Here is a 23,971-nt window from a genome sequence, read left to right as displayed (position 1 = left end):
TCGCCACTAACCGCTAACAGGCGTCCTGGAGGTCGTTCGGGACCGGATCGCCGGGACCGCCGACCTCGGCGCGCTTCAGCAGCTCCGCGGTTTGCGCGTCGAACGGCGCCGAGTACGACATGTTCGCGGCGCAGCCGCCCCGCTCGAGACCACCGATCACCCCGATGAGCGTGGTGCCGCTGACCCAGGGCGCACCGCTGGTGCCGTCCACCAGTCCCTCGCAGGCCAACGCGGGGAACCCGGTATCGGTGATCGACGTGCTGGCCTGACACCCGATGGGCGAACCGCCCACGCCGGCCGGGTAGCCGAGCACGGTGACGCGGCTGCCGGGCGGCGGCGTCACACCCAGCGTCAGCGCCAGGCCGACCCGAGACTCGACGGGAGCGCCGGCGTCGTTGCTGACCCGCGCGATCGCGTAGTCGGCGTGCGGGTCCTTGCTGGCCGTCCAGCGTGGATCGAGATAGACCGCGTCGGCCTTCCACACATCGGCGGGACCGGGTGCGGCGTCCCCGGCGAAACCGGGCACGAAGGTGATCAACGACGCTCCGGCCAGGCAGTGCGCGGCGGTCATGATCAGGTTGCCGCCGGTGGAATGCACCACCGAGCCGGTGCACACATGCAGCGGGCCGCCGTCGATAAAGATCGCCCCGATGCGCCGATCCGGCTCGACCGGACCCGCGACGGCCTTCTGCTCGGGCTGGCTGAGCCGCTGCACCGGGCCGCCGACGCGCGGGGCGGACACCGGGGCACCCGACACATGCTGGGCCGGAGGACGACACGCCGTCAGCGACGTAGCCACCCCCACTACCAAGCAGAGCATCAGGATCCGAATGCGCATCGCCTTCATCATGCCTGACCGGTGGTCGACAAGCCGACTCCCACACATCGCGGTGCGCAACCGCGTTTGCTGGCGCACGCACCGGCGGCGCCCGTGGCGTCGTTGGCGGATTACGCCTGAGGATTATCGCGTTTCAGCTCATAGCGTGACGGTGAAGTTCGCTGAGAGATGTTGGTGCCGCCTGATTCAGGGGACACTTGGAAGTGCACCCTGAAGAGACCCCCGAGAGGAGGCGATCGCAGATGGCTCACCACCGAGACCCAGGTGATCACTACCAGCCAGGGCAGGCTGGCATGTACGAGCTCGAGCTACCGGCACCGCAGTTGTCGACGTCCGACGGCCGCGGTCCCGTGTTGGTGCATGCGCTGGAGGGCTTCTCCGACGCCGGTCATGCCATCAAGCTGGCGGCCGCACATCTGAAAGCGGTGCTGGACACCGAGCTGGTCGCGTCCTTCGCGATCGACGAACTGCTGGACTACCGCTCGCGACGGCCGCTGATGACGTTCAAGACCGACCACTTCACCCACTACGAGGATCCTGAGCTGAGCCTGTACGCGATGCGCGACACGATCGGCACGCCGTTCCTGTTGCTGGCCGGCATGGAACCGGACCTCAAGTGGGAGCGCTTCATCACGGCCGTTCGGTTGCTGGCCGAGCGCCTCGGCGTGCGCCAGACCATCGGCTTGGGCACGGTCCCGATGGCGGTTCCGCACACCCGGCCGACCACCATGACCGCACACTCGAACAACCCGGAGTTGATCGCCAACTTCCAACCGTGGATCTCCGAGATCCAGGTTCCCGGCAGCGCATCCAACCTGCTGGAGTACCGAATGGGCCAGCACGGTCACGAGGTCGTCGGCTACACCGTGCACGTCCCGCACTACCTCACCCAGACCGATTACCCGGCCGCCGCGCACGCATTGCTCGAGCAGGTCGCCAAGACCGCGTCGTTGGAGCTGCCGCTGACGGCGTTGGCCGAAGCGGCCGAGGTGATTCGGGGCAAGATCGACGAGCAGGTCGAAGCGAGCGCGGAGGTCGCTCAAGTGGTGGCCGCGCTGGAGCGCCAGTACGATGCCTTCATCGACGCTCAGGAGAACAGATCGTTACTAGCTCGCGACGAGGATCTGCCTAGCGGCGATGAGCTGGGCGCAGAGTTCGAGCGATTTCTGGCCCAGCAGGCGGAGAAGAAGTTCGACGACGACGACAAGGCCTGACCCACTCAGCGCCACCTAGCCAAAGCCCCAGCCAGGCCGCCCTTAGCCCGGCCCGACACCAAGGTTGGCGATATGACCGAGCGGAAGCGCAAAGCCACGCTCCGCCCGGTGCGTGAAGTGACCGCACCCAAACTCGAGTTCCGCACCATCCACGGTTACAAACGGGCCTACCGCATCGCCGGTTCCGGGCCGGCGATTCTGCTGATCCACGGCATCGGCGACAACTCCACCACATGGAATGCGGTGCAGGCCAAGCTCGCCCAGCGTTTCACCGTGATCGCACCGGATCTATTGGGCCACGGGCGATCCGACAAGCCGCGCGCCGACTACTCGATTGCGGCGTACGCAAACGGGATGCGTGACCTGCTCAGCGTGCTCGACATCGAGCGGGCCACCGTCATCGGTCACTCGCTCGGTGGCGGCGTGGCCATGCAATTCGCCTATCAATTCCCGCATTTGGTGGAACGGCTGATCCTGGTTGGCGCCGGCGGCGTCACCAAGGACGTGAACTTCGTGCTGCGCTGGGCCTCGCTACCGATGGGCAGCGAGGCGATCGCGCTGCTGCGGTTGCCGCTGGTGCTGCCGGCGGTTCAGGCCATGGGACGCGTCCTGGGCCTGGCGTTGGGCAGCAGTGGGCTGGGCCGCGACCTGCCCAACGTGCTGCGAATCCTCGACGACCTGCCCGAACCGACGGCCTCCGCGGCGTTCAGCCGGACGCTGCGGGCGGTGGTGGATTGGCGTGGGCAGATCGTCACGATGCTCGACCGATGTTATCTGACCGAGGCCATTCCGGTGCAGATCGTTTGGGGCACAAAGGATGTGGTGGTACCGGTCCGGCACGCGTGGATGGCGCATGCCGCGATGCCGGGCTCGCGTCTGGAAATCTTCGAAGGCTCCGGCCACTTCCCCTTTCACGACGATCCGGCGCGGTTCATCGACGTCGTCGAGCGCTTCATCGATTCCACCGACCCCGCCGAATACGACCAGGCCAGCCTTCGCGGCTTGCTCCGCACCGGCGGCGGGGAGCAAGCCGTCTCGGGCCCCCAGCCCACTCGCGTCGCGGTGCTCAACGCCATGGGGTCCGACGAGCGCAGCGCCACCTGATCACCTTGATCGATGCGGCCCGATGCCGCGTCGTACAGTCGGGCCATGGGGATCCACGTGACGGTGTTGCGGGTGTTCACCGACTCGGACGGCAATTTCGGTAATCCGCTGGGTGTGGTGGACGCCGGCCGGGTCGAGGTCGCGGCCCGGCAGCGGCTGGCAGCCCAATTGGGCTACAGCGAGACCGTTTTCGTCGGCCTTCCGGCCCCCGGCTCGTCAACCGCGCACGCCACCATCTACACGCCGCGAACCGAACTGCCGTTCGCCGGGCACCCGACCGTCGGCGCGACGTGGTGGCTGCGCGAGCACGGTTCGCCGATCAACACACTGCAGGTACCGGCCGGGATCGTGCAGGTGGGTTGCGACGAACACCGGGCCAGCATCAACGCACGTTCGGACTGGGCGCCCGAATTCGCCCTGCACGAATTCGCCTCGGCCGACCAGATTCTCGCCGCGGACCCATCGGACTATCCCGACGACACCGCGCACTACCTGTGGGCCTGGACGGATCGGGCGGCCGGGTCGCTGCGGTCGCGCATGTTCGCCGCAAACCTCGGTGTGGTCGAGGACGAGGCGACCGGTTCGGCGGCGATGCGGATCACCGATTACCTGAGCCAGAGCCTGCGGATCACCCAGGGCAAGGGCTCGGTCATCGACACGACGTGGAACGCCGAGGGCTGGGTCGGGGTGGCCGGGCGGGTCGTCAATGACGGTGTGCGACACCTGGACTGAGAACGGCCGAGGCCCTGGCGTTTCAGCGCTGCCGGCGCAGCACCGCGGCGAGGTGGTCCTGTAGCGGTTGCCCGACCGCACCCATCTGCACCGTATATGAGAGCTCGTCGCCGTCGATGCGGAAGGAACGTCCCAGCGCCGTCACCTCTTTGGCGCTGGGCGTCAGCCCCACCGTTGTCGTCGACATCTGCATTTCGATGAGGTCGCCGGTGACGGAATAGGTGCCGACCTCGATTTCGGTGATGCCGCTGGGATGCGCGAGAACCAGTTCGACGCGACCCGGTTGGGGCACGCGAAGATAACCGCTCTCGGCGTGCAACGGCTTGCCGTCGGCCACCGCCTTGGTCTTCTGCCCATAGGCCAGAAACGGCTTACCCACATGGCCGAACACCACTTCTTCGAGATAGTCGAAGGGCGGAATCGTCGGATACTTACCCGAGCCCTGCCCGGCCCAGGTCCCAAGGAGCGGGGCCAGCGCCGCAAGGTCGGGATGCAAGTCAGGGGGCATGAGACCGAGCCTAGCCGGGCGACGATGCGGGCCGGGACGGCCCGCTGAGGAGCTGGGCAATTCCGACGTACGCCGGCCGGCGGGTTCCGTCAGCCCGGGGTCGCCACTCCGCGATGATCCCGCAGCGCCTGGATCTCGCGTTCGAAATCGTCCGCGGACTCGAAGGACCGGTACACGGAGGCGAACCGCAAGTAGGCCACCTCGTCGAGGTCGCGCAGCGGCCCCAGGATGGCAAGGCCGACCTCGTGGCTGGGGATCTCGGGCGAGCCCGCGGCGCGCACGGTGTCTTCGACCTGCTGGGCCAACAGGTTCAGCGCATCGTCATCGACCTGGCGCCCCTGGCAGGCCCGGCGGACACCGCTGACGACCTTCTCACGGCTGAATGGTTCGGTGACGCCGCTGCGCTTGACCACCGCCAAGACCGCGGTCTCCACGGTGGTGAAACGTCGCCCGCACTCGGGACAGGATCGGCGGCGCCGGATGGCCTGCCCTTCATCGGTTTCGCGCGAGTCGATCACCCGGGAGTCGGGATGGCGACAGAACGGACAGTGCATGACCGCTCCTTCATCGCGCCGACAAGGTACCGCTGAAGTTTGAGCGTACCCGCGCGCTGACCTGCACGGCTAATGGAGCCGCCGGGGCTACGGACTGACCGCTGGCGTCCGGGGGCCGTCGGTCCAGAGCCGTGCTCGCACAACGATTGTCAGCCGACCGGAGCGATCAGAGTCTGGCCCGCGATCAGGTTGGGCGAGTGCAGATCGTTGAGTTCGCTGATCCGGGCGGCCACCTGGGTGGTCGGCGCGTCGGGCGCCACCCGGCGCGCGAAGTCTTGAAGCGACTCCCCCGCATCGACGCGGACGACGGCGAGGCGGTCGGGAACGGGGGCCGCGGAGTTCGCGGAGTCGCCGTTGAGTACCTGGCCGACGTTCGCGACGAGGCCCAGCCACAGCGTGATCGCCCCGGCGGCCAGCGCCAACCCGATGGTGGACGCCCAGGTGGTGGCGCGCCTGCGGTGCGGGGCGACGGACATTGCCACTCCGGTGCCGTAGTAGCGCGTCGCCACACCCGCCGGCCGTGACGGCAAGGGCCCGCGGGACCTGGCCAGGCCGTCCCGCCCGTAGCGAGCATCCTGGACGGGTCCGTTGATCGGGCGCCGAAGACTGCTGATACGCGGCGCAGGCGTGTGGATGACTGTCATCTTCGTTCCTCCGGTCAACTAGCTCTCGCTCGTGTGTTCGACTCTAATCGCTTGTATGTTCGAAACCCGAACATTTGAGCGAAGCGTGTCGCACGAGCAAACGCTAGATCACACCACCGACAAGTTCGTCGGCCTTTACCACTGTCACACGGCACAAATACCCGATGCTCCGAAGAGTTACACATTTGTGATTCACCCGACTTTCGCCCTTTCGCCGGGCGGTCCGTACGATACGACACGCTACTCGAACACATGTTTGATTCTTGTTCGCGGTGCGGCTACATTCAGTGCCATGGGCGACAGCAACGACATCTCATCGGCCGGCCCCGAGGGTCGGTTGCACTCCGTGGACTCCTCGCTGACCGAACGGCAGCGCACCATTCTGAATGTCATCCGCGCCTCGGTCACCAGCCGCGGCTACCCGCCGAGCATCCGGGAGATCGGCGACGCCGTCGGTCTGACGTCGACGTCATCGGTGGCGCACCAGCTGCGTACCTTGGAGCGCAAGGGATATCTGCGTCGCGACCCCAACCGCCCGCGGGCCGTCGATGTCCGCGGGGCCGATGACAACGTGGTGGCGCCCGCCACCGAGGTGGCCGGCTCGGACGCCCTACCGGAGCCCACATTCGTCCCCGTGCTCGGGCGCATCGCGGCCGGTGGACCCATCCTCGCCGAAGAGGCCGTCGAGGACGTATTTCCCCTGCCGCGTGAATTAGTCGGTGAGGGAACGCTTTTCCTGCTCAAGGTGGTCGGTGACTCGATGGTCGAGGCCGCGATCTGTGACGGTGACTGGGTGGTGGTCCGTCAGCAGAACGTCGCCGACAACGGCGACATCGTCGCGGCGATGCTGGACGGCGAGGCCACCGTCAAGACGTTCAAACGCGCCGGCGGTCAGGTGTGGCTGATGCCGCACAACCCGGCGTTCGACCCCATCCCGGGCAACGACGCGAGCGTGCTGGGCAAGGTCGTCACGGTCATCCGCAAGGTCTGAGGCGCCGGTGCGCCGGGTCAGTCGGCCCGAGTGAAGCCGTTGGCCTGAGCGACTTCTTCGCTCGACAACCAGATTTCGGCGAGCGTATCCCGATACAGGTCGCTGTCCGGTGTGTAATACAGGCCGTAGCGAGCACTCGCCTTGATCGGGTAGCCGTCGGGCGCCTGGTACGGGTCGTCGAGGGGCAGGTGGATCGTGGGTCGCCCATCCGGGCCCGCCAGACCGTTCTCCGAAGCGTCCCCTTCGTCCGCGGCGGCGTGCCGACCGCCTCGTGCCGACGCCCCGGCCGCAACGGCGCCGGCGACCACGGCGGCGGCCACGTCCGCTCCCGCCGGTGTGTCCGCTGCGGGCTCGACGTCCGGCTCCGGCGCTGCGGCCTCGACGTCCGGCTCCGGCGCTGCGGCCTCGACGTCTGGCTCCGGCGCTGCGAGCTCTTCGTATTCGTCGTCGGATTCGACGGTTTCCAGGGCGCCGGTCACGGCGTCGCTGTCCGGCGGGGTGTGGGGCGCGGCGACCTCGGGATACTCGTCCTCCGGGAACACCTCCTCCGCGTAGCCGGCGTCGGGGTCCTCGGCGTCGACGTAGGCGGCGTCGTCCGCCGTCTCGGGCTCGGCGACCTCGGGAACGGAGTCGGTGTAGTCGGCTCCGGCGTCGGAATACTCGGCCTCCGCCAGCATCTCCTCGGAGACCACCGGGATGGAGTCGGTGTCGACGGCGTCGGGGTCTGCGTCCTCGAACCCGTAGTCGGTTTCGGCAGGAACCTGACGTTGCCAGCTGACCCGTCCGGCGTCGGGTTCCGGTTCAGGCTGTTGCGGCGCGCTGAGTGCAAACGACTCGGCGTCGTGGTCGGATTCGTCGTGTCCCCAGCGTTCATCGGCGTCGTAGCCGAAGTCGCCGCCGTGGCCGGGCGCGTAGCCGGCGACATCCTCGTGCCCGGGCCGGCGCCGGCGCCGGACGAACAGCATCCACACCAACAGCACGAGCAGCGCCAGCACCGGAATGGCGACCATCAGCCACCACCAGTGCCAGGTGAACTTCTTCGGGTGCGCCGGCATGGCCGAATTGCTCGGCTGGTTCTGACCGGACACCTGCAGGCCGGACAACAGCGGCGCCAGGTTGGACGGTTCGGTGCTGAACGTGTTCTTGGCCCGGTTCCACGAGATCTTGCCGCCGGTGAACTGCTGCGAAACCACGTCGCCGTTGACGGCCTGGTCGCCGACGGGCGCACCGAGTTTGCCGGCGGGGGCGCGCAGCTTGTCCCACGCGGCCTTCATCGCCCCGCGCACGACGAACGCGCCGTGCTCGGACGTCCAGAAGATGACCGGCTTGTCGGCCGCGGAGAAGGTGGCGATGCGGCTGGAACGCCCTATGCCGCCGTCGGTTTCGTTGGTGGTGGGGAATCCCAGGTCGCTGCCGACCGGCCCGCCCAGCGACTCGTATTTGGCCAGGATGTCGCTCTCGACGGCGTTCGCACCGGTGGCCGGGGTGAAGAAGACCTTGCCGCCGGCGAAGTTCTGGGCGATTCCGTCACCGCCGACGGGATATTGCCCGCCCTGCTTGGCGCCCAAGGGTCCGGTGGGTCCGCCGGCCGCGCGCCACGCCGTGTTGATCGCCGCGGTGGGATCGATCGCGACCTGCAGGCCTTTCAGTTGGTCGGCCAGCGCCGGCGGTTCGGTGGCGAACTGCTTCGTCTGTCGATTCCACGAGACCTGCCCGCCGCTGAACTTCTGCGAGGACACCTCGCCGTTGTAGGTCTCGTCGGCGACCGGCACGCCGAGAACGCCACCCGAGCTGCCCAGCTTGTCCCAGGCGGTGTTCAGGGCGCCGCGCACCACGAACGGGCCGTGCTCGGGCGTCCAGAAGATCACCGGCTTGTCGCCGGCCGAGAAGGTGATCACCCGGCTGTCCGGACCGGAAAGACCGGGCACCTCGTTGATGGCCGGGAAGCCCAGGTCGCTACCGGCCGGCCCGCCGAGCTGCTCGTACTTGTCCAGCACCGGCCCGTAGGCGAATTTGGCCCCGGTGGCCGGCGTGAAGAACATCTTGCCGCCGTCGAAGTCCAGGGCGAAACCGTCCCCGACCGGGTACACGTCGCCCTTGCGGGCGCCCAGCGGCGAGGTGTCGCCGCCGGCCTTGTCCCATGCGGCCATCATCGCGGCTTCGGCGTCGCCGATCGGACTTGCTATCGCGGTGGGGGCCAGCAACACAGCGGCCAGTGCGGTGGTCGTCAAGCTGACCAGCGCGCTTCCGATCAGCTTGCGCATGTGACCTCTCTGCACCTTCACCAAGCCTCCCAGCCGGCGGATAGGGGTCTATCTGCGGCTATGCCCTTACCTGCATAACCGGCGAGCGGGCCGTGCTTGCGCAGGAAATCGACCCGCGCACGATCAGCCTTACCGCCGGGCTCGCATTACTTTGCTCCAGCCAGCAAGGAATGCGAAGTCAAATCACGAATTCTACAAAAACGGATACCACACCGATGTCGAAATGATGCGTGCCAACGGCCCCAATCGCGTCCGAGTCGCGCCGCCGTTCGCGCGGTGTTGCTCATATCGCACAGAAAAGCGCGAACGCGGGATCGAATGTCGCGGCCGGACTGCCGACTCGCACAGCGGAATTGCACCGGACGCGGCCGCGCAGCGCGCACCAGCCGTCGCCGGCATCGGTCATGGGCCTGACCACGTGTGGTGACGCGGTCGCCACACCCGAAACACATCCGCGGAAGGTACGTGAGCCATCGGCGCATTCCACGACGCCCTACCCCGACGCTACGGACCAATCACGCCAATCACGCATCGGTGCGTTTGTCGCTCACCGGCAAAGCGCTGCGCGAGTCGCCCGACGAATGTTGGTCGCGCCCATTTCTAAGCGCGCGGCCGCCATCCAGCAAAAGAAACGCTATACGCCGAGGCTGCGGCCGATGATTTCCTTCATGATCTCGGTCGTGCCGCCGTAGATGGTTTGCACCCGCGCGTCCAGATAGGCACGGGCAACGGGGTATTCGCGCATGTAGCCGTAACCACCGTGCAGTTGCAGACAGCGGTCGATCAGGTACACCTGCTTTTCGGTGCAGTACCACTTGGCCATCGCGGCCTGCTCGGCGGTCAGCTTGTGGTCCAGGTGCAGCCGGACGAATTCGTCGACCATCATGCGGACCACGGTCGCCTCCGTCGCCAGCTCGGCGAGCACGAAGCGGCTGTTCTGGAAGCTGCCGATCGGCTTGCCAAATGCCTTGCGCTCCTTGGTGTATTGCAGGGTCTGTTCCAGCACCTGCTCCATGGCCGCGGCCGCCATGATGGCGATCGAGATGCGTTCCTGGGGAAGGTTCTGCATGAGGTAGATGAACCCCATGCCCTCCTGGCCCAGCAGGTTTTCGGCCGGCACGTGTACGTCGGTGAACGACAGCTCGGCCGTGTCCTGGGCGTCCAGCCCGATCTTGTCCAGGTGGCGGCCCCGTTCGAAGCCCTCCATGCCGCGCTCGACGGCGAGCAGCGAGAAGCCCTGCGCACCCTTTTCCGGGTCGGTCTGCGCGACCACGATCACCAGGTCGGAGTTGATTCCGTTGGTGATGAACGTCTTTGAGCCGTTGAGCACGTAGTGGTCGCCCTGCTTGACCGCGCGGGTCTTGATGCCCTGCAGGTCGCTACCGGTTCCAGGCTCGGTCATCGCGATCGCCGTAATCAGCTCTCCGGTGCAGAATTTCGGCAGCCAACGCTGCTTCTGCTCCTCGGTGGCCAAGGCAAGCAGGTACGGCGCGACGATGTCGTTGTGCAGGCCGAAACCGATGCCGCTGTAGCGCCCGGCGGTGGTCTCCTCGGTGATGATCGCGTTGTACCGAAAGTCCGGGTTGCCGCCGCCGCCGTACTCTTCGGGCACCGCCATGCCGAGGAAGCCTTGCTTGCCCGCCTCGAGCCACACACCGCGGTCGACGATCTTCGCCTTCTCCCACTCGTCGTGGTAGGGCGCGACGTGGCGCTCCAAAAAGCCCCGGTAGGACTCACGGAACAGGTCGTGCTCTGGCTCGAAAAGAGTGCGCTGGTATTTGATGGCGCTGCTCATGGAAGACCTCCGGCGACTGGGATTTCTGCAGCCCAAGATATACCAACCGGACGGTTGGTAGGCAGCCGGCGGGGTCGGCTACCGCCGCCTCGAGGGGGTCGGACGGGCCCTGCGCTGCACGGATCGCCGGAGATACCGGGGGCGCGTGCGCCGGTCAGCCGGCCGAGAACTCGCGCAGCCGCCCGGCCAGGGCCATCGGAACGCGGGCCCTGATCCGGGTGCCCTCGGCGTTGTGCTCCTCCTGCTGGACGCGCCCGTCGGCGTGCAGGCGGGCCACCAGGTCGCCGCGGTGGTACGGGATCACCACGTCGACGGCGGTATCGGCCGGTACGGCGAGTTCGGCGATCCGGCGGCGCAGGGCGTCGATGCCGTCGCCGGTGCGAGCGGACACGAACATGGCACCCGGCAGGGCGTGACGAAGCTTGGCCAGCATCAAATCGCTTGCGGCGTCGACCTTGTTCACCACCACCAACTCCTGTGGTGCGTCGCCCTCGCGGTCGGTGCCGTAGTCGGCGACGACTTCGGAGACGACCTGGCGGACCGCGTTGATCTGCGCCAACGGGTTGACGTCGGAGCCGTCGACGACGTGCACCAGCAGATCGGCGTCGACGACCTCTTCCAGCGTGGAGCGGAACGCCTCGACCAGCTGGGTGGGCAGGTGCCGGACGAATCCGACGGTGTCGGTGAGCACGAAGGGTCGGCCGTCCTCGAACTCGGCGCGCCGGGTGGTGGGCTCCAGGGTGGCGAACAACGCGTCCTGCACCAGCACTCCGGCCCCGGTCAACGCGTTGAGCAGGCTCGACTTGCCGGCGTTGGTGTAGCCGACGATGGCGATCGCGGGCAGGTCGCTGCGCACCCGCCGGCTGCGCTGGGTGTCGCGGACCTGCTTCATGTCTTTGATCTCGCGGCGCAGCTTGGCCATCCGCTCGCGGATGCGCCGCCGGTCCGTCTCGATCTTGGTTTCACCGGGACCGCGCAGGCCCACGCCTCCCCCGCTGCCGCCGGCCCGGCCACCGGCCTGCCGCGACATCGACTCACCCCAGCCGCGCAGCCGCGGCAACATGTATTCCATCTGCGCCAGCGCGACCTGCGCCTTGCCCTCCCGGCTGGTGGCGTGCTGGGCGAAGATGTCCAGGATCAGCGCGGTGCGGTCGATCACCTTGACCTTGACGGCCTTTTCCAGTGCGGTCAGCTGAGCCGGGGACAGCTCACCGTCGCAGATGACGGTGTCGGCGCCGGTCGCCAGGACCACCTCCCGCAGTTCCTGCGCCTTGCCGGAGCCGATGTAGGTCGACGGGTCGGGCTTGTCGCGGCGCTGGATCAACCCTTCGAGCACCTCCGAGCCGGCGGTTTCGGCCAGGGCGGCGAGCTCGGCCATGCTGGCCTCGCTGTCCGCGGCGGTGCCGTCGGTCCACACGCCCACCAGGACGACCCGCTCGAGCCGGAGCTGGCGGTATTCGACTTCGGAGACGTCGGTGAGTTCGGTCGACAGGCCGGCGACGCGGCGCAGCGCAGACCGATCCTCGAGGGCGAGTTCACCCGTGCTGGGCTCCGGGATTGCCGGAGCGTGGTCATGAAATTCTGGTTCTGTCATAGGCAATAAAAGATGATGCACGCAAAAGCTGTGACGTGCACTTGATTAACGCTGCTGTGCGCGCCACCATTCCTCGCTGAGTTCTCCTCGGGCTACCAGTACGGACGGTCCTCGCAGGAAGCTGGTGGCGTCGGTGATGGTGACGACGACCTCCCCGCCGGGCACGTGAACGGTCAGGGTGCCGGTGGAGGCGCCCGACCCGGCCAGCGCGGCGACCGCGGCCGCGACCGTTCCGGTGCCGCACGAACGCGTCTCGCCGACTCCTCGCTCGTGCACGCGCATGTGCACCGCCCCATCGGCCGGTGCGGTGACGATCTCGACGTTCACCCCGTCCGGGAACTGGGCGGCATCGAAGCTGACCGGCGCCGCGACGTCCAGCGCCGCCAGCGCATCGGCCGTCAGTTGCGGGTCGACGCAGGCCAGGTGCGGATTGCCGACGTCGACCGACAGGCCGGTGAACCGCCGGCCACCCACCACCGCGTCGCCGGGGCCCAGCGTGTTCGCCTTGCCCATGTCGACGCTGATGTCGGCGGTGGTGGCATCGGCGCGGTGCACCGCGACCGGTCGCGGACCGGCCAGCGATCCGACCACGAATTCGTCGCGGGATTCCATGCCGCTGGCGCGTAGGTAGTGCGCGAAGACACGCACACCGTTGCCGCACATCTGGGCGACGGACCCGTCGGCGTTGCGGTAGTCCATGTACCAGTCGTCGGCGCCCACCCCGTCGGGCACCCGGTCGAGCACGCCGGCTGACAGCGCCGCGCCTGCGGTCGTAACCCGCAGCACCCCGTCGGCGCCCAGCCCGCGACGCCGGTCGCACAGCGCGGCCACCCGCGCCCCGGTCAGGCTCAGCTCGGCCTGCGGGTCCGGCAGCACCACGAAGTCGTTCTGGGTGCCGTGGCCCTTCGCGAAGATCACCTGTTCAGGGTACTTGCCGCCACGCCCGCACGGCGGCGTCGACGACGTGGGCGCCGTCGGCGACGTCGAGCCACTGCACCCGGTGATCGCGGCGAAACCAGGACCGCTGGCGCCGGACGTAGCGCCGGGTGCCGAAGAAGGTCTGCTCGCGCGCCTCCCGCAGTTGATCGGCGCCGGGGCCCCCCGGACCGCTCTGGTCCAGCGCGGTCAGCACCTGCGCGTAGCCCAGCGCCCGCGATGCGGTGACCCCGTCGCGCAGGCCCTTGTCCAGCAGCGCGATCACCTCATCGACCAGGCCCTGGTCGAACATGGCATCGGTGCGCCGGGCCAACCGGTCGTCGAGAAGCGTTGTGTCGCAGTCCAATCCGACGATCGCGGTGCCCCACCTGGGTTCGCCGATCTGTGGCGCGGAGGCGGCGAACGGCTGGCCGGTCAGCTCGACCACCTCCAGGGCCCGCACGGTGCGCCGGGCGTCGGTGGGCAGGATGGACGCGGCCGCGGCGGGATCGCGACGGGCCAGCTCGGCGTGCAACCCGCCCACCCCGATCTCGGCGAGCCGCTGCTCCCAGCGCGCGCGCACCTCGGGATCGGTGGCCGGAAACGACCAGTCGTCGAGCAGCGACTGGATGTACAGCATGGAGCCGCCCACGATGATCGGCAGCGCACCCCGGGCCGCGATCGCTTCGACGTCGGCCGCGGCGGCCACCTGATAGCGGGCGACGGTCGCGGTCTCGGTGACGTCGAGGACGTCGAGCTGGTGATGCGGGATGCCGCGGCGGGCGTCGACCGGCAGCTTGGCCGTGCCGATGTCCATGCCACGGTAGAGCTGCATCGCGTCGGCGTTGACGATCTCGGCGCGGCCGCCGAGCCCCTCGACCCGTTCCGCGACGTCGAGGGCCAACTGCGACTTGCCGGTGCCTGTCGGGCCGATGATCGCCAGGGGGCGCACTGCGGCCGTCACAGCTGCCAGGCGCCGGCGAAGTAGCCCACCCCGTAGGGCGCTCCGCGGTACAGCTCCTTGGCCGATCGGGGTCCGGGCTCGGCCAGGCCGGCCAGCACCTGAAATGCGACCCGCCCCAGGATCTGGCGCGGCAGGCGGCGCAGCGCGGCGATGTCGCCGCCGGCCAGCGCGTCGTCCAGAGCCTGTTGGGCGTCGTCGTTGTCCGGGTCGTATCCGCCGGGGGCGGCCGGTGTCAGCGTGTTCGCGCCGTCGGCCACGACCAGCACCCCGACCGGCTCGGCCAGCCGGTCGATCTCGCCGCGCAGGTGGGTGCCGAGGCTCAGCGCGGTGTCGGCGTCGTGGTCCGCGCGGTAGACGCGGACCTGCGCGGTGGCGTGCGGCTGTGCCTGGCCGCGCACCCAGCCGGCCAGCAGCGCACAGACCGGGAGCGCCATCGGCGGGGCGGCCTCGTCAGACTGCGGGGAGAGCCGGACCCGGACGTCCGCACCGAAACCCGCGAAGGTGCCCGCCACGTGGGGACTCAGCACGTCGTCGTCGGGTCCCACCCCGATCACCACCCAGCGGTCGGGCAGCATGGCGGCCGCGGCGAGCGTCGCCGCGGCCAGGTCTGCCACTTCGGCGGCGGCCATTCCGGCGAGTTCCGGGACGAGGACCGGCGCCGACGGGACGATCGCAATGGCGCTCAGCACGCCACCAAACTAACGCGGCGACCCGGCGCTAGTGCGGCCTGCCGTGTCGGACGTCACCGCAGGAAGCTGTCCGCCACAACCAGACGGTCACTGAAGGGACCGAAGTCGTCGTCTTCGGTTATCTCTCGGGCCCGCACTTCTCGCGGGGCACCACCCGCCCCCCGCTCCGCCTGGTCGATGCTGGCGGCTTCGCCGCGGGCCAGAGCGATCGTCGCGATGATGACCACTGCCACCGCCCCGATCAGCGCGAACGCTCTGGGGCCGCTGGCGTTCAGCGTCTCACCCAGCACCAGAACCCCGAGCAGGCCGGCGACCGTCGGCTTGGCCACCGTCATCGTCGGCAGCGACGCGGTCAGCGTGCCGGCGCGGAATGCCGACTGCTGGAAGATCATCCCGGCCAGGGCCGCCAGCAGCCAGGGCACGAATTCTGGCGACGTCACCACGGCCATCGGGCCGTTCTCGGACATCTCGACGACGCCCTTGGTCAGCACCGCGAACAGCGCCAGCGAGGAACCCGCCACCACCGCGAGCAGCACGGCTGAGAACGCGCTGCCGGACCAGCGCCGCGCCGCCACCACGCAGGCCACCAGCAGGGGGATCATGACCATGGCGACGATGAGCCAGGTTTGCAGCAGCCCGCGCTGCTGCCCGGCCGCGGGGTCGCCGACGATGATGACGACCGCCAGCGCGGCGGCCAGGATGAGCGCCCACATCCATTCGCGGGGCTTCACCCGGTGATGGGCCAGCCGCGCGTAGATGGGCAGGGCGAACAGCAGGGCGGTCACCTGTAGCGCGGTCACCAGGACAACCGAGCCCCACGCCAGGGCGGCGGCCTGCAGGCTGTAGTTGGTGATCGCGGCCAGGCCGCCCAGCCACCACCGGGTGTCCTTGAGCGACATGCGGAACAGTTCGAGGTGGCCGACCTGCTTGTCGGTGACCTCGTGCGCGGAGCGCTGCCGGATCACGTCGCCGACCGCCGATGCCAGCGCCGCGCACAAAGCCAGTAACGCTGCGACATCAACTTTCGACATGCTCGACCCCTCCGCCTAACGACCGTTCGACCCAGCTTTCCCCGTGGCGCCAGCAAATACACGCACAATTTGCGTTCAGTTCAACTACAAACTTATGACGTTGCACACGTTGCTAACTGCGCCGTAGGTAACCGTTCAACTATTACTTCAGCAATCTATGTAACGCGTGGGATAACTCTAAGAGAACTACACAGGTAGCTGTGAGCGATGGCGAAGCCCCGTTCGCTGCCAGCCCTTTTCACGCCTCGCCCACCGCGCGCGATGGGATAAGAGTCACAACATCGCTCTGATCGTCCGGCGAGCCGTCGGCCGCGCTCATGGAGGCGGCCTCGCCCCGGGCCAGCGCGGTGGTCGCGACGACGACCACCACCACCGCGGCCACCAGCGCGATTACCGCGGGGCCCTTGGCGCCGAGCGTCTCACCGAGCACGGTGACCCCGAGCACCGACGCGACAAGCGGCTCGGCCACCGTCATCGTCGGCAACGACGCGGTGAGCGCACCGGCCCGAAACGCCGACTGCTGAAAGATCGTGCCGAGCACCGCGACCAACAACCAGCCGTACAGTTCCGGGGTGCGCAGCAGCGCCCCCGGCCCGTCCGGCAGCACGTCGACGACCGCCTTGGTGAGCACCGCGAACAACGCCCAGGACGACGCCGACACCAGCGCCAGCAACACCGCGGCCAGCGGGCCCGACCAGAGGCGCGCGCCCAGCACGCAGAACGCCATCACCGGTCCGATCACCATCGCGACCACCGCCCAGGAATCCAGCGACGCCCGCTGAAAACCGGCGGCCGGCTCGCCGACGGTGACGAAGGCCGCCACCGCGCCGGCCAGCAGGACCGCCCACACCCACTCCCGGCGCCTCAACCGGTGCTTGGTCAGCCAGGCGTAGACGGGCAGGGCGAACAGCAGCGCCGTCACCTGCAAGGCCTGCACCAGCACCACCGACCCCAGGCTCAGCGCCACCGCCTGCAGCGTGAAGCTGCCCACCGCCGCGATCCCGCCCAGCCACCACCGGACGTCGCGCAACGACATCCGCAACAGCTCGAGGTGTCCCACCTGCTCGTCGGTGATTTCCTGCGCGGAGCGCTGCCGGATCACGTCGCCGACGCCCGACATCAGCGCGGCGATCAGCGCGAGAAGCGCCGCAATGTCCACTTTGGCGATGGTGACCTCCCATCGACGCGCGACCCCGACGAGGGCCGAAGACAACGCCACCCGGGTTCTCCGGACTCCGCTGCGGTGACGCGATAGGACGACGGTACCCGCCCACCCGGAGACGGCGACGGCGCCTCGCGGCCGCCGGGCCGGTCGGGAATGGAAAGGTGGCGGCGCGTGCCAGAGCAAGCTGCTTGAATACTGTTAAGCAGCTGTTGGGACAACCCGGCCCCGGGCGTCCGGCAGATGCAGGAGACGGTGCCGCTACGCGCGGCAGGCGCGCGGGACACGGACCGCGCGAACGGTTTGGAAGGGTAGTGACGAGCGCATGACGGCTGACGAGCCTCGCGACGATTCAGCTCGGCCCGCGCCGCGTCCGGGACCGCGTCCCGGCCCCCGGCCGACACCGCGGCCCACCACCGCGCACCCGCTGGTGGTGCCGCCGCCGCCCAGCAATCCACACGAGTTCGGGCGCGTGGAAGACGACGGCACGGTATGGCTGATCAGTTCCGCCGGCGAGCGCATCATCGGCTCCTGGCAGGCCGGCGACCGCGAGGCGGCGTTCGCCCACTTCGGCCGGCGCTTCGACGACCTGGCCACCGAGGTCACCCTGATGGAGGAGCGCCTGGCCTCCGGCAGCGGTGACGCGCGCAAGATCAAGGCACACGCGGCCGAGCTGGCCGAGACACTGCCGACGGCGGCCGTGCTGGGCGATATCGACGCGCTGGCGGGCCGGTTGACCACCATCGCCGAGCACGCGGAGGCGACCGTCGCCGCCGAGCGCTCCCGGCGCGAGGAGCATCGCGCCACCCAGACCGCCCGCAAGGAGGCGCTGGCCGCGGAGGCCGAGGAGTTGGCCGCCAACTCGACGCAGTGGAAGGCCGCGGGTGACCGATTCCGCGCGATCCTCGACGAGTGGAAGACGATCAGCGGGGTGGACCGCAAGGTCGACGACGCGTTGTGGAAGCGCTACTCCGCGGCCCGGGAGGCCTTCAACCGGCGGCGGGGATCGCATTTCGCGGAGCTGGACCGGGAGCGCGCGGGGATCCGTGAGGCCAAGGAGCGCCTGTGCGAGCGGGCCGAAGCGCTGTCCGACTCGACCGACTGGACCGCAACCAGCGCGGAATTCCGCAAGCTGCTCACCGAGTGGAAGGCGGCCGGCCGGGCGACCCGGGAGGTCGACGACGCCCTGTGGCGGCGTTTCAAGGCCGCCCAGGACGTGTTCTTCACCGCCCGCAACGCGGTGACGGCGGAGAAGGACGCGGAGTTCCGGGCCAATGCGACCGCCAAAGAGGCGCTGCTGGCCGAGGCGGAGAAGCTGGACACCAGCAACCACGACGCCGCCCGCGCGGCGCTGCGCGCGATCACCGAGAAGTGGGACGCGATCGGCAAGGTCCCGCGCGAGCGGTCCGCCGAGTTGGAGCGCCGGCTGCGCGCGGTCGAGAAGAAGGTGCGCGACGCCGGCGACGTGGGCTGGTCCGACCCACAAGCGCAGGCCCGGGCCGAGCAGTTCCAGGCCCGCGCCGAGCAATACGAACAGCAGGCGCAGAAGGCCGCGGCCGCGGGCCGCACCAAGGAGGCCGAAGAGGCCAAGGCCAACGCTGAGCAGTGGCGGCAATGGGCGCAGGCGGCCGTCGAGGCCCTGACCCGCAAGCCCTAGCGGCCGTCAGATCCCGTTGGTCGTGCCGGGGTCGTCGCGGGTCTCCGCGGGGGCGGGCGGGGCCGGATCGTCGAGGCCGTCCAGCAGGGTGATTGACTGCTGCTCCGCCGCGACGCGGCGCCGCTGCTCCTCGGCGGCGAGTTGCACGATGGTGCGCGCCCAGACCACCCGGGCCCAGTGGTAGATGAGGACGAGCACGGTGAGCCAGGCGACGATCAGACCCCAGCCCGGCCCCGGGTGCCCCGCGGCCACGGTCTGACGCGACCAGATCGCCAGCATGCCCGCGGCGCCCGCGATGGCCGTGCCCGCCAACGCAACCCAGGCCAACGCCCAGCGCCGCGTCACCAGCGCCAGCATCGAGAAGCCGACGCCGAACACCAGCGCCAGCCAGGCGAACACCCGCGACGGCAGGCCGACGGCGGCCGCACCGGCGCCGTGACTGCCGAACAACACGTCCCAGCCGCGCACGTCGCCGGTGTGCGGCAGGATGAACGACGCCAGCAGCACGAACACCAGGATCGACACGAAGAAGGCCCGCGGCCCGGGGTCGATTCCGCGGGCCACGCGGCGTTCGGCGGCCTCGATCTCGGTCCGCAGGGCGCCGAGTTGTGCGTCGTCGTTGTTCATCTCGTTTTTCACAGCGCACATCCAAGGGGTTCGGCCGGGCCGGCGGGCGGCCCGACGGCGGGCATGCCAAGGCCGATGCCGCGCGGGCGCTGCCCGGCGGCCTGCGCATCGCCCGCCCGGGTGCGGCGATGCGTGACGACGCCCGCGTCGGCGATGAGGTGGTGGGGTGCGGCGCCGGTGATCACCGTGGTGACGATGTCGCCGGGCCTGACGTCCCCGGGTGTGTCGACGGCGAAGTGCACCAGCCGGCCGTCGCGGGCCCGCCCGGACATGCGGGCGGTGCGGCTGTCCTTGCGCCCTTCACCGCTGGCGACCAGCAATTCGAGGGTGTGACCGATCAACGCCTGATTGCCCTCCAGCGAGATCGCCTCCTGCAGCTCGATGAGCCGCTCATAGCGTTCCTGCACAACGGCTTTCGGGATCTGGCCGTCGAGTTCGGCGGCCGGGGTGCCGGGCCGCTTGGAGTACTGGAAGGTGAACGCGGCCGAGAACCGGGCCTGACGCACCACGTCGAGCGTGGCGGCGAAGTCCTCTTCGGTCTCACCGGGGAATCCGACGATCAGGTCGGTGGTGATGGCGGCGTGCGGCATGGCGGCCCGGACGCGGTCGATGATGCCGAGGTAACGCTCGGCCCGGTAGGACCGTCGCATGGCGCGCAGCACCCGGTCGGATCCGGACTGCAGCGGCATGTGCAGGGCGGGGCAGACGTTCGGCGTCTGCGCCATGGCCTCGATCACGTCGTCGGTGAATTCGGCCGGATGCGGCGAGGTGAACCGCACCCGCTCCAGGCCGTCGATGTCGCCGCAGGCCCGCAGCAGGCGGGCGAAGGCGCCGCGGTCGCGGGGCAGGCCGGGGTCGGCGAAGGACACCCCGTAGGCGTTGACGTTCTGACCGAGCAGCGTGACCTCGAGCACGCCGTCGTCGACCAGCGAGGCGACCTCGGCCAGGATGTCGTCAGGGCTGCGGTCGACCTCCTTGCCGCGCAGCGACGGGACGATGCAGAACGTGCAGCTGTTGTTGCACCCGACGGAAATGGAAACCCAAGCGGCATAGGCGGATTCGCGTGCGCTGGGCAGCGACGACGGAAACTCCCGCAGCGCCTCGGCGATTTCCACCTGGGCGACCTTGTTGTGCCGGGCGCGCTCCAGCAGCGTGGGCAGCGACCCGATGTTGTGGGTGCCGAAGATGACGTCGACCCAGGGCGCCTTGTGCAGCAAGGCGTCCCGGTCCTTCTGCGCCAGGCAGCCGCCGACGGCGATCTGCATCTCGGGATCCTCGCGCTTGCGCGGCGCCAGGTGGCTGAGGTTGCCGTACAGCTTGTTGTCGGCGTTCTCGCGCACGGCGCAGGTGTTGAACACCACCACGTCGGCGTCGGCGCCGTCGGCCGCGCGCTGGTAGCCGGCCGCTTCCAGCAGGCCCGCCAACCGTTCCGAGTCGTGGACGTTCATCTGGCAGCCGTAGGTGCGGACTTGGTAGGTGCGCGCCGGCGCGGCGGCCGCCGCCACGGTCTCTCGCACCATCGAAGTCACGGGGCCAATGGTACGGCGACCGGTCGGCGCGCGAGAAACCGCACGTCACCGGCCTAGACCCGGCGGCGCTCCCGCTCGGCGGCCAACTCGGCGAACACGACCTCGCACGCCATGTTCTGGCTGTAACCCCGCCTCGCCAGCATCCCCACCAGCCTGCGGGTCACCCGCGCGTCGTCGTCGTTCAGCGTCTCGCGGCGCAGCTTGGACCGGACCAACTGCTCCGCCCGGTCCCGCTCGGCGCCGGCGTCGATCCCGGCCAGTACCGCGGTGATCACGTCGTTGTCGACGCCTTTGGTGTGCAGCTCGGCGGCCAGGGCACGTTTGCTCTTCCCGGCGTGCGCCCGGCGGGACCGCACCCACTGCTGGGCGAAGTCGGCGTCGTCGATCAAGCCGACGGAGGCCAACCGGTCGAGCACCCGTTCACTGACGTCGTCGGGATAGCCGCGTTTGGCCAGCCGGCCGTGCAACTCGGCCCTGGTGCGCGCTCTCGCGGTGAGCAGGCGCAGGCACAGCGCCCGCGCCTGCTCTTCGCGGGAGGGCTCAGAAGTCGACGGGGGCGGGCAGGACGTCGTCATCGGTCACGACCGCGCCAATGCCGAGCTTTTCCTTGATCTTCTTCTCGATCTCGTTGGCGACTTCGTCGTTTTCCATCAGGAAGGTGCGGGCGTTCTCCTTGCCCTGACCGAGCTGCTCACCCTCATAGGTGAACCAGGAGCCGGACTTGCGGATGAAGCCCTGCTCCACGCCCATGTCGATCAGCGATCCTTCCCGGCTGATCCCGTGGCCGTAGAGGATGTCGAACTCGGCCTGCTTGAAGGGCGGCGCCACCTTGTTCTTGACGATCTTGACCCGGGTGCGGTTACCGACCGCGTTGGTGCCGTCCTTGAGCGTCTCGATCCGGCGCACGTCCATGCGCACCGACGCGTAGAACTTCAAAGCCTTTCCACCCGTGGTGGTCTCGGGGCTGCCGAACATCACTCCGATCTTCTCGCGCAGCTGGTTGATGAAGATCGCGGTGGTGCCCGAATTATTCAGCGCGCCAGTCATTTTCCGCAGGGCCTGGCTCATCAGCCGGGCCTGTAGTCCGACGTGGCTGTCGCCCATCTCGCCTTCGAGCTCGGCGCGCGGCACCAGCGCGGCCACCGAGTCGATGACCAGGATGTCCAGGGCGCCGGAGCGGATCAGCATGTCGGCGATCTCGAGGGCCTGCTCCCCCGTGTCGGGCTGGCTGACCAGCAGGGAATCGGTGTCCACGCCGAGTTTCTTGGCGTAGTCGGGATCCAGGGCGTGCTCGGCGTCGATGAAGGCGGCGACGCCGCCGGCGGCCTGGGCGTTGGCCACCGCGTGCAGGGCGACGGTGGTCTTACCCGAGGATTCCGGGCCGTAGATCTCCACGACCCGGCCGCGGGGCAGCCCGCCGATGCCCAGGGCAACGTCCAGTGCGATGGATCCGGTCGGGATGATCGAGATCGGCTGACGGGTCTCGTCGCCGAGACGCATCACCGAGCCTTTGCCATAGCTCTTTTCGATCTGGGCCATCGCCAGTTCGAGAGCCTTCTCGCGGTCGGGGGCTTGCGCCATGGTGCCTCTCCTATAGTCGGTGTTCGTCTGACCGGTATCGGTCGGTTGTCGGTGACACTAGAGAGGGCCACCGACAAGTTGGCTGGCCGAACACTCACCACAGTAGCCGAACAGGTGTTCGATTCAAGGTCGACACGCCGTTCTCTCCGTCGCGTGTGGCAACATCGGCTACCGAAAGGCGTCGACGGGCCTTCCAGCCCGAAAGCACGAGGAAACCGGTGTGAATCCGGTGCGGTCCCGCCACTGTGATCTCCATGGGCATGCCCACCCGAGAGAGCCAGATACTCGCCGTCGACGCGCCCTCACCACAACCGGGGCGGATTTCCCCAAGAGGCGGTCGCGAAGCAATGGACATCTCCGCTCAGCTGGCTGAAATAGCTTGCTACGGAGGCTTTTTCACTCTGACCGTGGGTGGAGACGCCGCGGGATGGCATCCGGTCGGACAGTCCTACGCGGACGGCTGTGCCGACTTGATCGACGCCACCATTCGGCGCTACCGCACGGCCGATCTGCGGATCGGCGCGTCGCTGGTTCACCTCGCCCACGCCACTCGGCTGTGGTCTCCGGTGCTCGCCTGCGCGGTCGGCCACGGCGTCGTCCCCGACCTCGAAGACCTGCAGCGCGCCGACGACGGTGCACAGCTACGACTGCCCGAACCTGCCGGGAAACCCGTCACCTTCCCCGCACCGGACATGCTGTATCGCATCGTGGTGAGCGAGCACATGCGGCCGCTCGCCGCCGGCCTGCGGGTCAACCTGGCGCCCGCCCTGCTCGCGGGCAACATCGCCTCCGCACTGGTGGGAGCCGCACGGGCCATGCTGTCGGCGCGGCCGGACCTGCGCCCCGCGATCGTGGAGATGACGCGGTCGCTGTTGGACACCGGCGTGCTGGCCGGGTCCGGTGTCCTGACCGGCCCAGAACTGGGCTTCAGCCGCCGCAGCTGTTGCCTTTTCTATCGACTGCCGGGAAGTTCTCTGTGCGGCGACTGCGTGCTGCGGCAGAACGCGTACCCGGCATACGACTGACGCGTCAGATCACCACTGTTCCCGAGGCACGTCGAAGTCCACGCACAACGCCCGCCAGATGTCGCGGGGCTCGATCCCGGCCTCGATGGCTTGGGCCGCCGTGCGGCCGTCGAAGCCGGTCAGCACGTGATCCACCAGGACCGAAGACCCGTAGGTAGTGCCAAAGCGTAGGACTACCCGCTCGTGAAACTCCGTTAGCCGCACGCCAGTCAACATACCCAGCCCGCAGGTATCGGACACCTGAGCGCGAAGCGCGCTACCGCCAGCTGGCCGGCAGGTCGATGATGTGGTTGGGGCAGTCCTCCTGCACCGCGATGGACATCACGTCGCGCGCGCGTTGGGCCGACATGGTGGCGCGCAACTGCATGAAGGCGTACTCGGCCGGCGCGAGTCCCTGTTGGGCGGCGGCCGGATCGTCCATCAACTGGCAGGCCTGCTGTTCCTCGGGACTGTCGGCGTGCGCGACGGCCGCGCCGGCCAGCGCGCCGGCCGCCACGGCGCCGGCGGCGATTGTCGTGATGATCCTCATCGGGTGCATCCCGCCGAAGCATAA

Annotated in this window: 24 protein-coding genes and 1 riboswitch; of the genes, 6 read left to right on the top strand and 18 right to left on the bottom strand. The window is 68.9% G+C overall.

What is annotated here, in order from left to right:
* Window positions 1-13: 13 nt before the first annotated feature.
* Entirely contained in the window at window positions 14-850 is an 837-nt protein-coding gene (locus tag ACZYVJ_RS23120; RefSeq protein WP_463833492.1) for a trypsin-like serine peptidase, read from the bottom strand.
* A 230-nt stretch (window positions 851-1,080) separates the two neighbouring features.
* On the opposite strand from ACZYVJ_RS23120, the gene ACZYVJ_RS23115 reads away from it, so the two are divergent.
* The 3 genes from ACZYVJ_RS23115 (at window position 1,081) to ACZYVJ_RS23105 (ending at window position 3,888) form a co-directional block, all read left to right on the top strand.
* Window positions 1,081-2,052, top strand: coding sequence for a proteasome assembly chaperone family protein (locus ACZYVJ_RS23115; RefSeq protein ID WP_463833491.1), 972 nt, complete (start codon window positions 1,081-1,083; stop codon window positions 2,050-2,052).
* 72 nt (window positions 2,053-2,124) lie between these two features.
* Entirely contained in the window at window positions 2,125-3,156 is a 1,032-nt protein-coding gene (locus ACZYVJ_RS23110) for an alpha/beta fold hydrolase (RefSeq protein ID WP_463833490.1), read from the top strand.
* Window positions 3,157-3,201: 45 nt separating this feature from the next.
* Entirely contained in the window at window positions 3,202-3,888 is a 687-nt protein-coding gene (locus ACZYVJ_RS23105) for a PhzF family phenazine biosynthesis protein (RefSeq protein ID WP_463833489.1), read from the top strand.
* Window positions 3,889-3,910: 22 nt separating this feature from the next.
* Here ACZYVJ_RS23105 and ACZYVJ_RS23100 read toward each other — a convergent pair whose 3' ends face one another.
* The 3 genes from ACZYVJ_RS23100 to ACZYVJ_RS23090 all read right to left on the bottom strand — a co-directional run bounded on the left by ACZYVJ_RS23100 (window position 3,911) and on the right by ACZYVJ_RS23090 (window position 5,594).
* A complete protein-coding gene (locus tag ACZYVJ_RS23100) occupies window positions 3,911-4,396 on the bottom strand; it encodes a peroxynitrite isomerase (RefSeq protein ID WP_463833488.1) in 486 nt (161 codons plus the stop codon).
* Between the two features lie 89 nt (window positions 4,397-4,485).
* Window positions 4,486-4,950 carry a transcriptional regulator NrdR gene (gene nrdR / locus ACZYVJ_RS23095; protein ID WP_463833487.1) on the bottom strand — a complete coding sequence of 155 codons (465 nt, stop codon included), beginning with the start codon at window positions 4,948-4,950 and terminating at the stop codon, window positions 4,486-4,488.
* 149 nt (window positions 4,951-5,099) lie between these two features.
* A complete protein-coding gene (locus ACZYVJ_RS23090) occupies window positions 5,100-5,594 on the bottom strand; it encodes a LysM peptidoglycan-binding domain-containing protein (RefSeq protein WP_463833486.1) in 495 nt (164 codons plus the stop codon).
* Between the two features lie 292 nt (window positions 5,595-5,886).
* Between ACZYVJ_RS23090 and lexA the strand changes: the two genes are divergently transcribed.
* On the top strand, window positions 5,887-6,585 hold the full coding sequence (gene lexA, locus ACZYVJ_RS23085) for a transcriptional repressor LexA (RefSeq protein WP_463833485.1): 699 nt from the start codon (window positions 5,887-5,889) through the stop codon (window positions 6,583-6,585).
* A 17-nt stretch (window positions 6,586-6,602) separates the two neighbouring features.
* Here lexA and ACZYVJ_RS23080 read toward each other — a convergent pair whose 3' ends face one another.
* From ACZYVJ_RS23080 to ACZYVJ_RS23045, 8 genes are all read right to left on the bottom strand, one after another.
* Window positions 6,603-8,849, bottom strand: coding sequence for an LGFP repeat-containing protein (locus ACZYVJ_RS23080; RefSeq protein ID WP_463833842.1), 2,247 nt, complete (start codon window positions 8,847-8,849; stop codon window positions 6,603-6,605).
* 634 nt (window positions 8,850-9,483) lie between these two features.
* Window positions 9,484-10,644, bottom strand: a complete 1,161-nt coding sequence (locus ACZYVJ_RS23075) for an acyl-CoA dehydrogenase family protein (protein WP_463833484.1) — start codon at window positions 10,642-10,644, stop codon at window positions 9,484-9,486.
* A gap of 154 nt (window positions 10,645-10,798) precedes the next feature.
* Window positions 10,799-12,238, bottom strand: a complete 1,440-nt coding sequence (hflX, locus tag ACZYVJ_RS23070) for a GTPase HflX (protein ID WP_463833483.1) — start codon at window positions 12,236-12,238, stop codon at window positions 10,799-10,801.
* Between the two features lie 45 nt (window positions 12,239-12,283).
* Window positions 12,284-13,156: a diaminopimelate epimerase gene (gene dapF, locus ACZYVJ_RS23065; RefSeq protein WP_463833482.1), complete on the bottom strand. Its 873-nt coding sequence runs from the start codon at window positions 13,154-13,156 to the stop codon at window positions 12,284-12,286.
* Between the two features lie 4 nt (window positions 13,157-13,160).
* Window positions 13,161-14,105 carry a tRNA (adenosine(37)-N6)-dimethylallyltransferase MiaA gene (gene miaA, locus ACZYVJ_RS23060; RefSeq protein WP_463833841.1) on the bottom strand — a complete coding sequence of 315 codons (945 nt, stop codon included), beginning with the start codon at window positions 14,103-14,105 and terminating at the stop codon, window positions 13,161-13,163.
* A gap of 8 nt (window positions 14,106-14,113) precedes the next feature.
* Window positions 14,114-14,806, bottom strand: coding sequence for a class III extradiol ring-cleavage dioxygenase family protein (locus ACZYVJ_RS23055; protein ID WP_463833481.1), 693 nt, complete (start codon window positions 14,804-14,806; stop codon window positions 14,114-14,116).
* A gap of 53 nt (window positions 14,807-14,859) precedes the next feature.
* On the bottom strand, window positions 14,860-15,837 hold the full coding sequence (locus ACZYVJ_RS23050) for a DMT family transporter (RefSeq protein WP_463833480.1): 978 nt from the start codon (window positions 15,835-15,837) through the stop codon (window positions 14,860-14,862).
* A gap of 238 nt (window positions 15,838-16,075) precedes the next feature.
* Window positions 16,076-17,005 carry a DMT family transporter gene (locus ACZYVJ_RS23045; protein WP_463833840.1) on the bottom strand — a complete coding sequence of 310 codons (930 nt, stop codon included), beginning with the start codon at window positions 17,003-17,005 and terminating at the stop codon, window positions 16,076-16,078.
* A 319-nt stretch (window positions 17,006-17,324) separates the two neighbouring features.
* On the opposite strand from ACZYVJ_RS23045, the gene ACZYVJ_RS23040 reads away from it, so the two are divergent.
* Entirely contained in the window at window positions 17,325-18,656 is a 1,332-nt protein-coding gene (locus ACZYVJ_RS23040; RefSeq protein ID WP_463833479.1) for a DUF349 domain-containing protein, read from the top strand.
* A 6-nt stretch (window positions 18,657-18,662) separates the two neighbouring features.
* On the opposite strand, the gene ACZYVJ_RS23035 is transcribed toward ACZYVJ_RS23040, so the two are convergent.
* From ACZYVJ_RS23035 to recA, 4 genes are all read right to left on the bottom strand, one after another.
* Complete coding sequence (locus ACZYVJ_RS23035; RefSeq protein ID WP_463833838.1) at window positions 18,663-19,283, bottom strand: Rv2732c family membrane protein; 621 nt, start codon at window positions 19,281-19,283, stop codon at window positions 18,663-18,665.
* Between the two features lie 8 nt (window positions 19,284-19,291).
* Window positions 19,292-20,803 (bottom strand): tRNA (N6-isopentenyl adenosine(37)-C2)-methylthiotransferase MiaB, encoded by a 1,512-nt coding sequence (gene miaB / locus ACZYVJ_RS23030; RefSeq protein WP_463833837.1) that lies wholly within the window; start codon window positions 20,801-20,803, stop codon window positions 19,292-19,294.
* A gap of 62 nt (window positions 20,804-20,865) precedes the next feature.
* Complete coding sequence (gene recX, locus ACZYVJ_RS23025) at window positions 20,866-21,387, bottom strand: recombination regulator RecX (protein ID WP_463833478.1); 522 nt, start codon at window positions 21,385-21,387, stop codon at window positions 20,866-20,868.
* On the bottom strand, window positions 21,353-22,393 hold the full coding sequence (gene recA / locus ACZYVJ_RS23020) for a recombinase RecA (RefSeq protein ID WP_463833477.1): 1,041 nt from the start codon (window positions 22,391-22,393) through the stop codon (window positions 21,353-21,355). The genes recX and recA overlap by 35 nt, the downstream gene beginning before the upstream one ends.
* Before the next feature lie 168 nt (window positions 22,394-22,561).
* Window positions 22,562-22,700, top strand: a riboswitch (cobalamin riboswitch).
* A 40-nt stretch (window positions 22,701-22,740) separates the two neighbouring features.
* Between recA and ACZYVJ_RS23015 the strand changes: the two genes are divergently transcribed.
* The gene (locus ACZYVJ_RS23015; protein WP_463833476.1) at window positions 22,741-23,418 is read left to right on the top strand and encodes a (2Fe-2S)-binding protein; all 678 of its coding nucleotides are present in this window, start codon (window positions 22,741-22,743) and stop codon (window positions 23,416-23,418) included.
* 9 nt (window positions 23,419-23,427) lie between these two features.
* Here the strand turns inward: ACZYVJ_RS23015 and ACZYVJ_RS23010 are convergent, their stop codons facing one another.
* Both ACZYVJ_RS23010 and ACZYVJ_RS23005 read right to left on the bottom strand, forming a co-directional pair.
* Window positions 23,428-23,622 carry a DUF3046 domain-containing protein gene (locus tag ACZYVJ_RS23010; protein WP_463833475.1) on the bottom strand — a complete coding sequence of 65 codons (195 nt, stop codon included), beginning with the start codon at window positions 23,620-23,622 and terminating at the stop codon, window positions 23,428-23,430.
* 52 nt (window positions 23,623-23,674) lie between these two features.
* Window positions 23,675-23,947 carry a hypothetical protein gene (locus tag ACZYVJ_RS23005; RefSeq protein ID WP_463833474.1) on the bottom strand — a complete coding sequence of 91 codons (273 nt, stop codon included), beginning with the start codon at window positions 23,945-23,947 and terminating at the stop codon, window positions 23,675-23,677.
* Window positions 23,948-23,971 lie beyond the last annotated feature (24 nt).

The sequence above is a fragment of the Mycobacterium sp. IDUB_3 genome (assembly GCF_055419585.1).
Note: the sequence above shows the minus strand (reverse complement) of the source record. Positions and strands in the feature narration are given on the sequence as shown.

Coding starts and splice junctions, on each gene's coding strand:
- ACZYVJ_RS23110 (WP_463833490.1), top strand. CDS start 2,125: ATGACCGAGCGGAAGCGCAAAGCCACGCTCCGCCCGGTGCGTGAAGTG.
- ACZYVJ_RS23090 (WP_463833486.1), bottom strand. CDS start 5,594: ATGACAGTCATCCACACGCCTGCGCCGCGTATCAGCAGTCTTCGGCGC.
- ACZYVJ_RS23005 (WP_463833474.1), bottom strand. CDS start 23,947: ATGAGGATCATCACGACAATCGCCGCCGGCGCCGTGGCGGCCGGCGCG.
- miaB (WP_463833837.1), bottom strand. CDS start 20,803: ATGGTGCGAGAGACCGTGGCGGCGGCCGCCGCGCCGGCGCGCACCTAC.
- ACZYVJ_RS23015 (WP_463833476.1), top strand. CDS start 22,741: ATGGACATCTCCGCTCAGCTGGCTGAAATAGCTTGCTACGGAGGCTTT.
- recX (WP_463833478.1), bottom strand. CDS start 21,387: ATGACGACGTCCTGCCCGCCCCCGTCGACTTCTGAGCCCTCCCGCGAA.
- ACZYVJ_RS23120 (WP_463833492.1), bottom strand. CDS start 850: ATGATGAAGGCGATGCGCATTCGGATCCTGATGCTCTGCTTGGTAGTG.
- nrdR (WP_463833487.1), bottom strand. CDS start 4,950: ATGCACTGTCCGTTCTGTCGCCATCCCGACTCCCGGGTGATCGACTCG.
- ACZYVJ_RS23075 (WP_463833484.1), bottom strand. CDS start 10,644: ATGAGCAGCGCCATCAAATACCAGCGCACTCTTTTCGAGCCAGAGCAC.
- ACZYVJ_RS23080 (WP_463833842.1), bottom strand. CDS start 8,849: ATGCGCAAGCTGATCGGAAGCGCGCTGGTCAGCTTGACGACCACCGCA.
- ACZYVJ_RS23050 (WP_463833480.1), bottom strand. CDS start 15,837: ATGTCGAAAGTTGATGTCGCAGCGTTACTGGCTTTGTGCGCGGCGCTG.
- ACZYVJ_RS23040 (WP_463833479.1), top strand. CDS start 17,325: ATGACGGCTGACGAGCCTCGCGACGATTCAGCTCGGCCCGCGCCGCGT.
- ACZYVJ_RS23100 (WP_463833488.1), bottom strand. CDS start 4,396: ATGCCCCCTGACTTGCATCCCGACCTTGCGGCGCTGGCCCCGCTCCTT.
- lexA (WP_463833485.1), top strand. CDS start 5,887: ATGGGCGACAGCAACGACATCTCATCGGCCGGCCCCGAGGGTCGGTTG.
- ACZYVJ_RS23115 (WP_463833491.1), top strand. CDS start 1,081: ATGGCTCACCACCGAGACCCAGGTGATCACTACCAGCCAGGGCAGGCT.
- hflX (WP_463833483.1), bottom strand. CDS start 12,238: ATGACAGAACCAGAATTTCATGACCACGCTCCGGCAATCCCGGAGCCC.
- recA (WP_463833477.1), bottom strand. CDS start 22,393: ATGGCGCAAGCCCCCGACCGCGAGAAGGCTCTCGAACTGGCGATGGCC.
- ACZYVJ_RS23105 (WP_463833489.1), top strand. CDS start 3,202: ATGGGGATCCACGTGACGGTGTTGCGGGTGTTCACCGACTCGGACGGC.
- ACZYVJ_RS23035 (WP_463833838.1), bottom strand. CDS start 19,283: ATGAACAACGACGACGCACAACTCGGCGCCCTGCGGACCGAGATCGAG.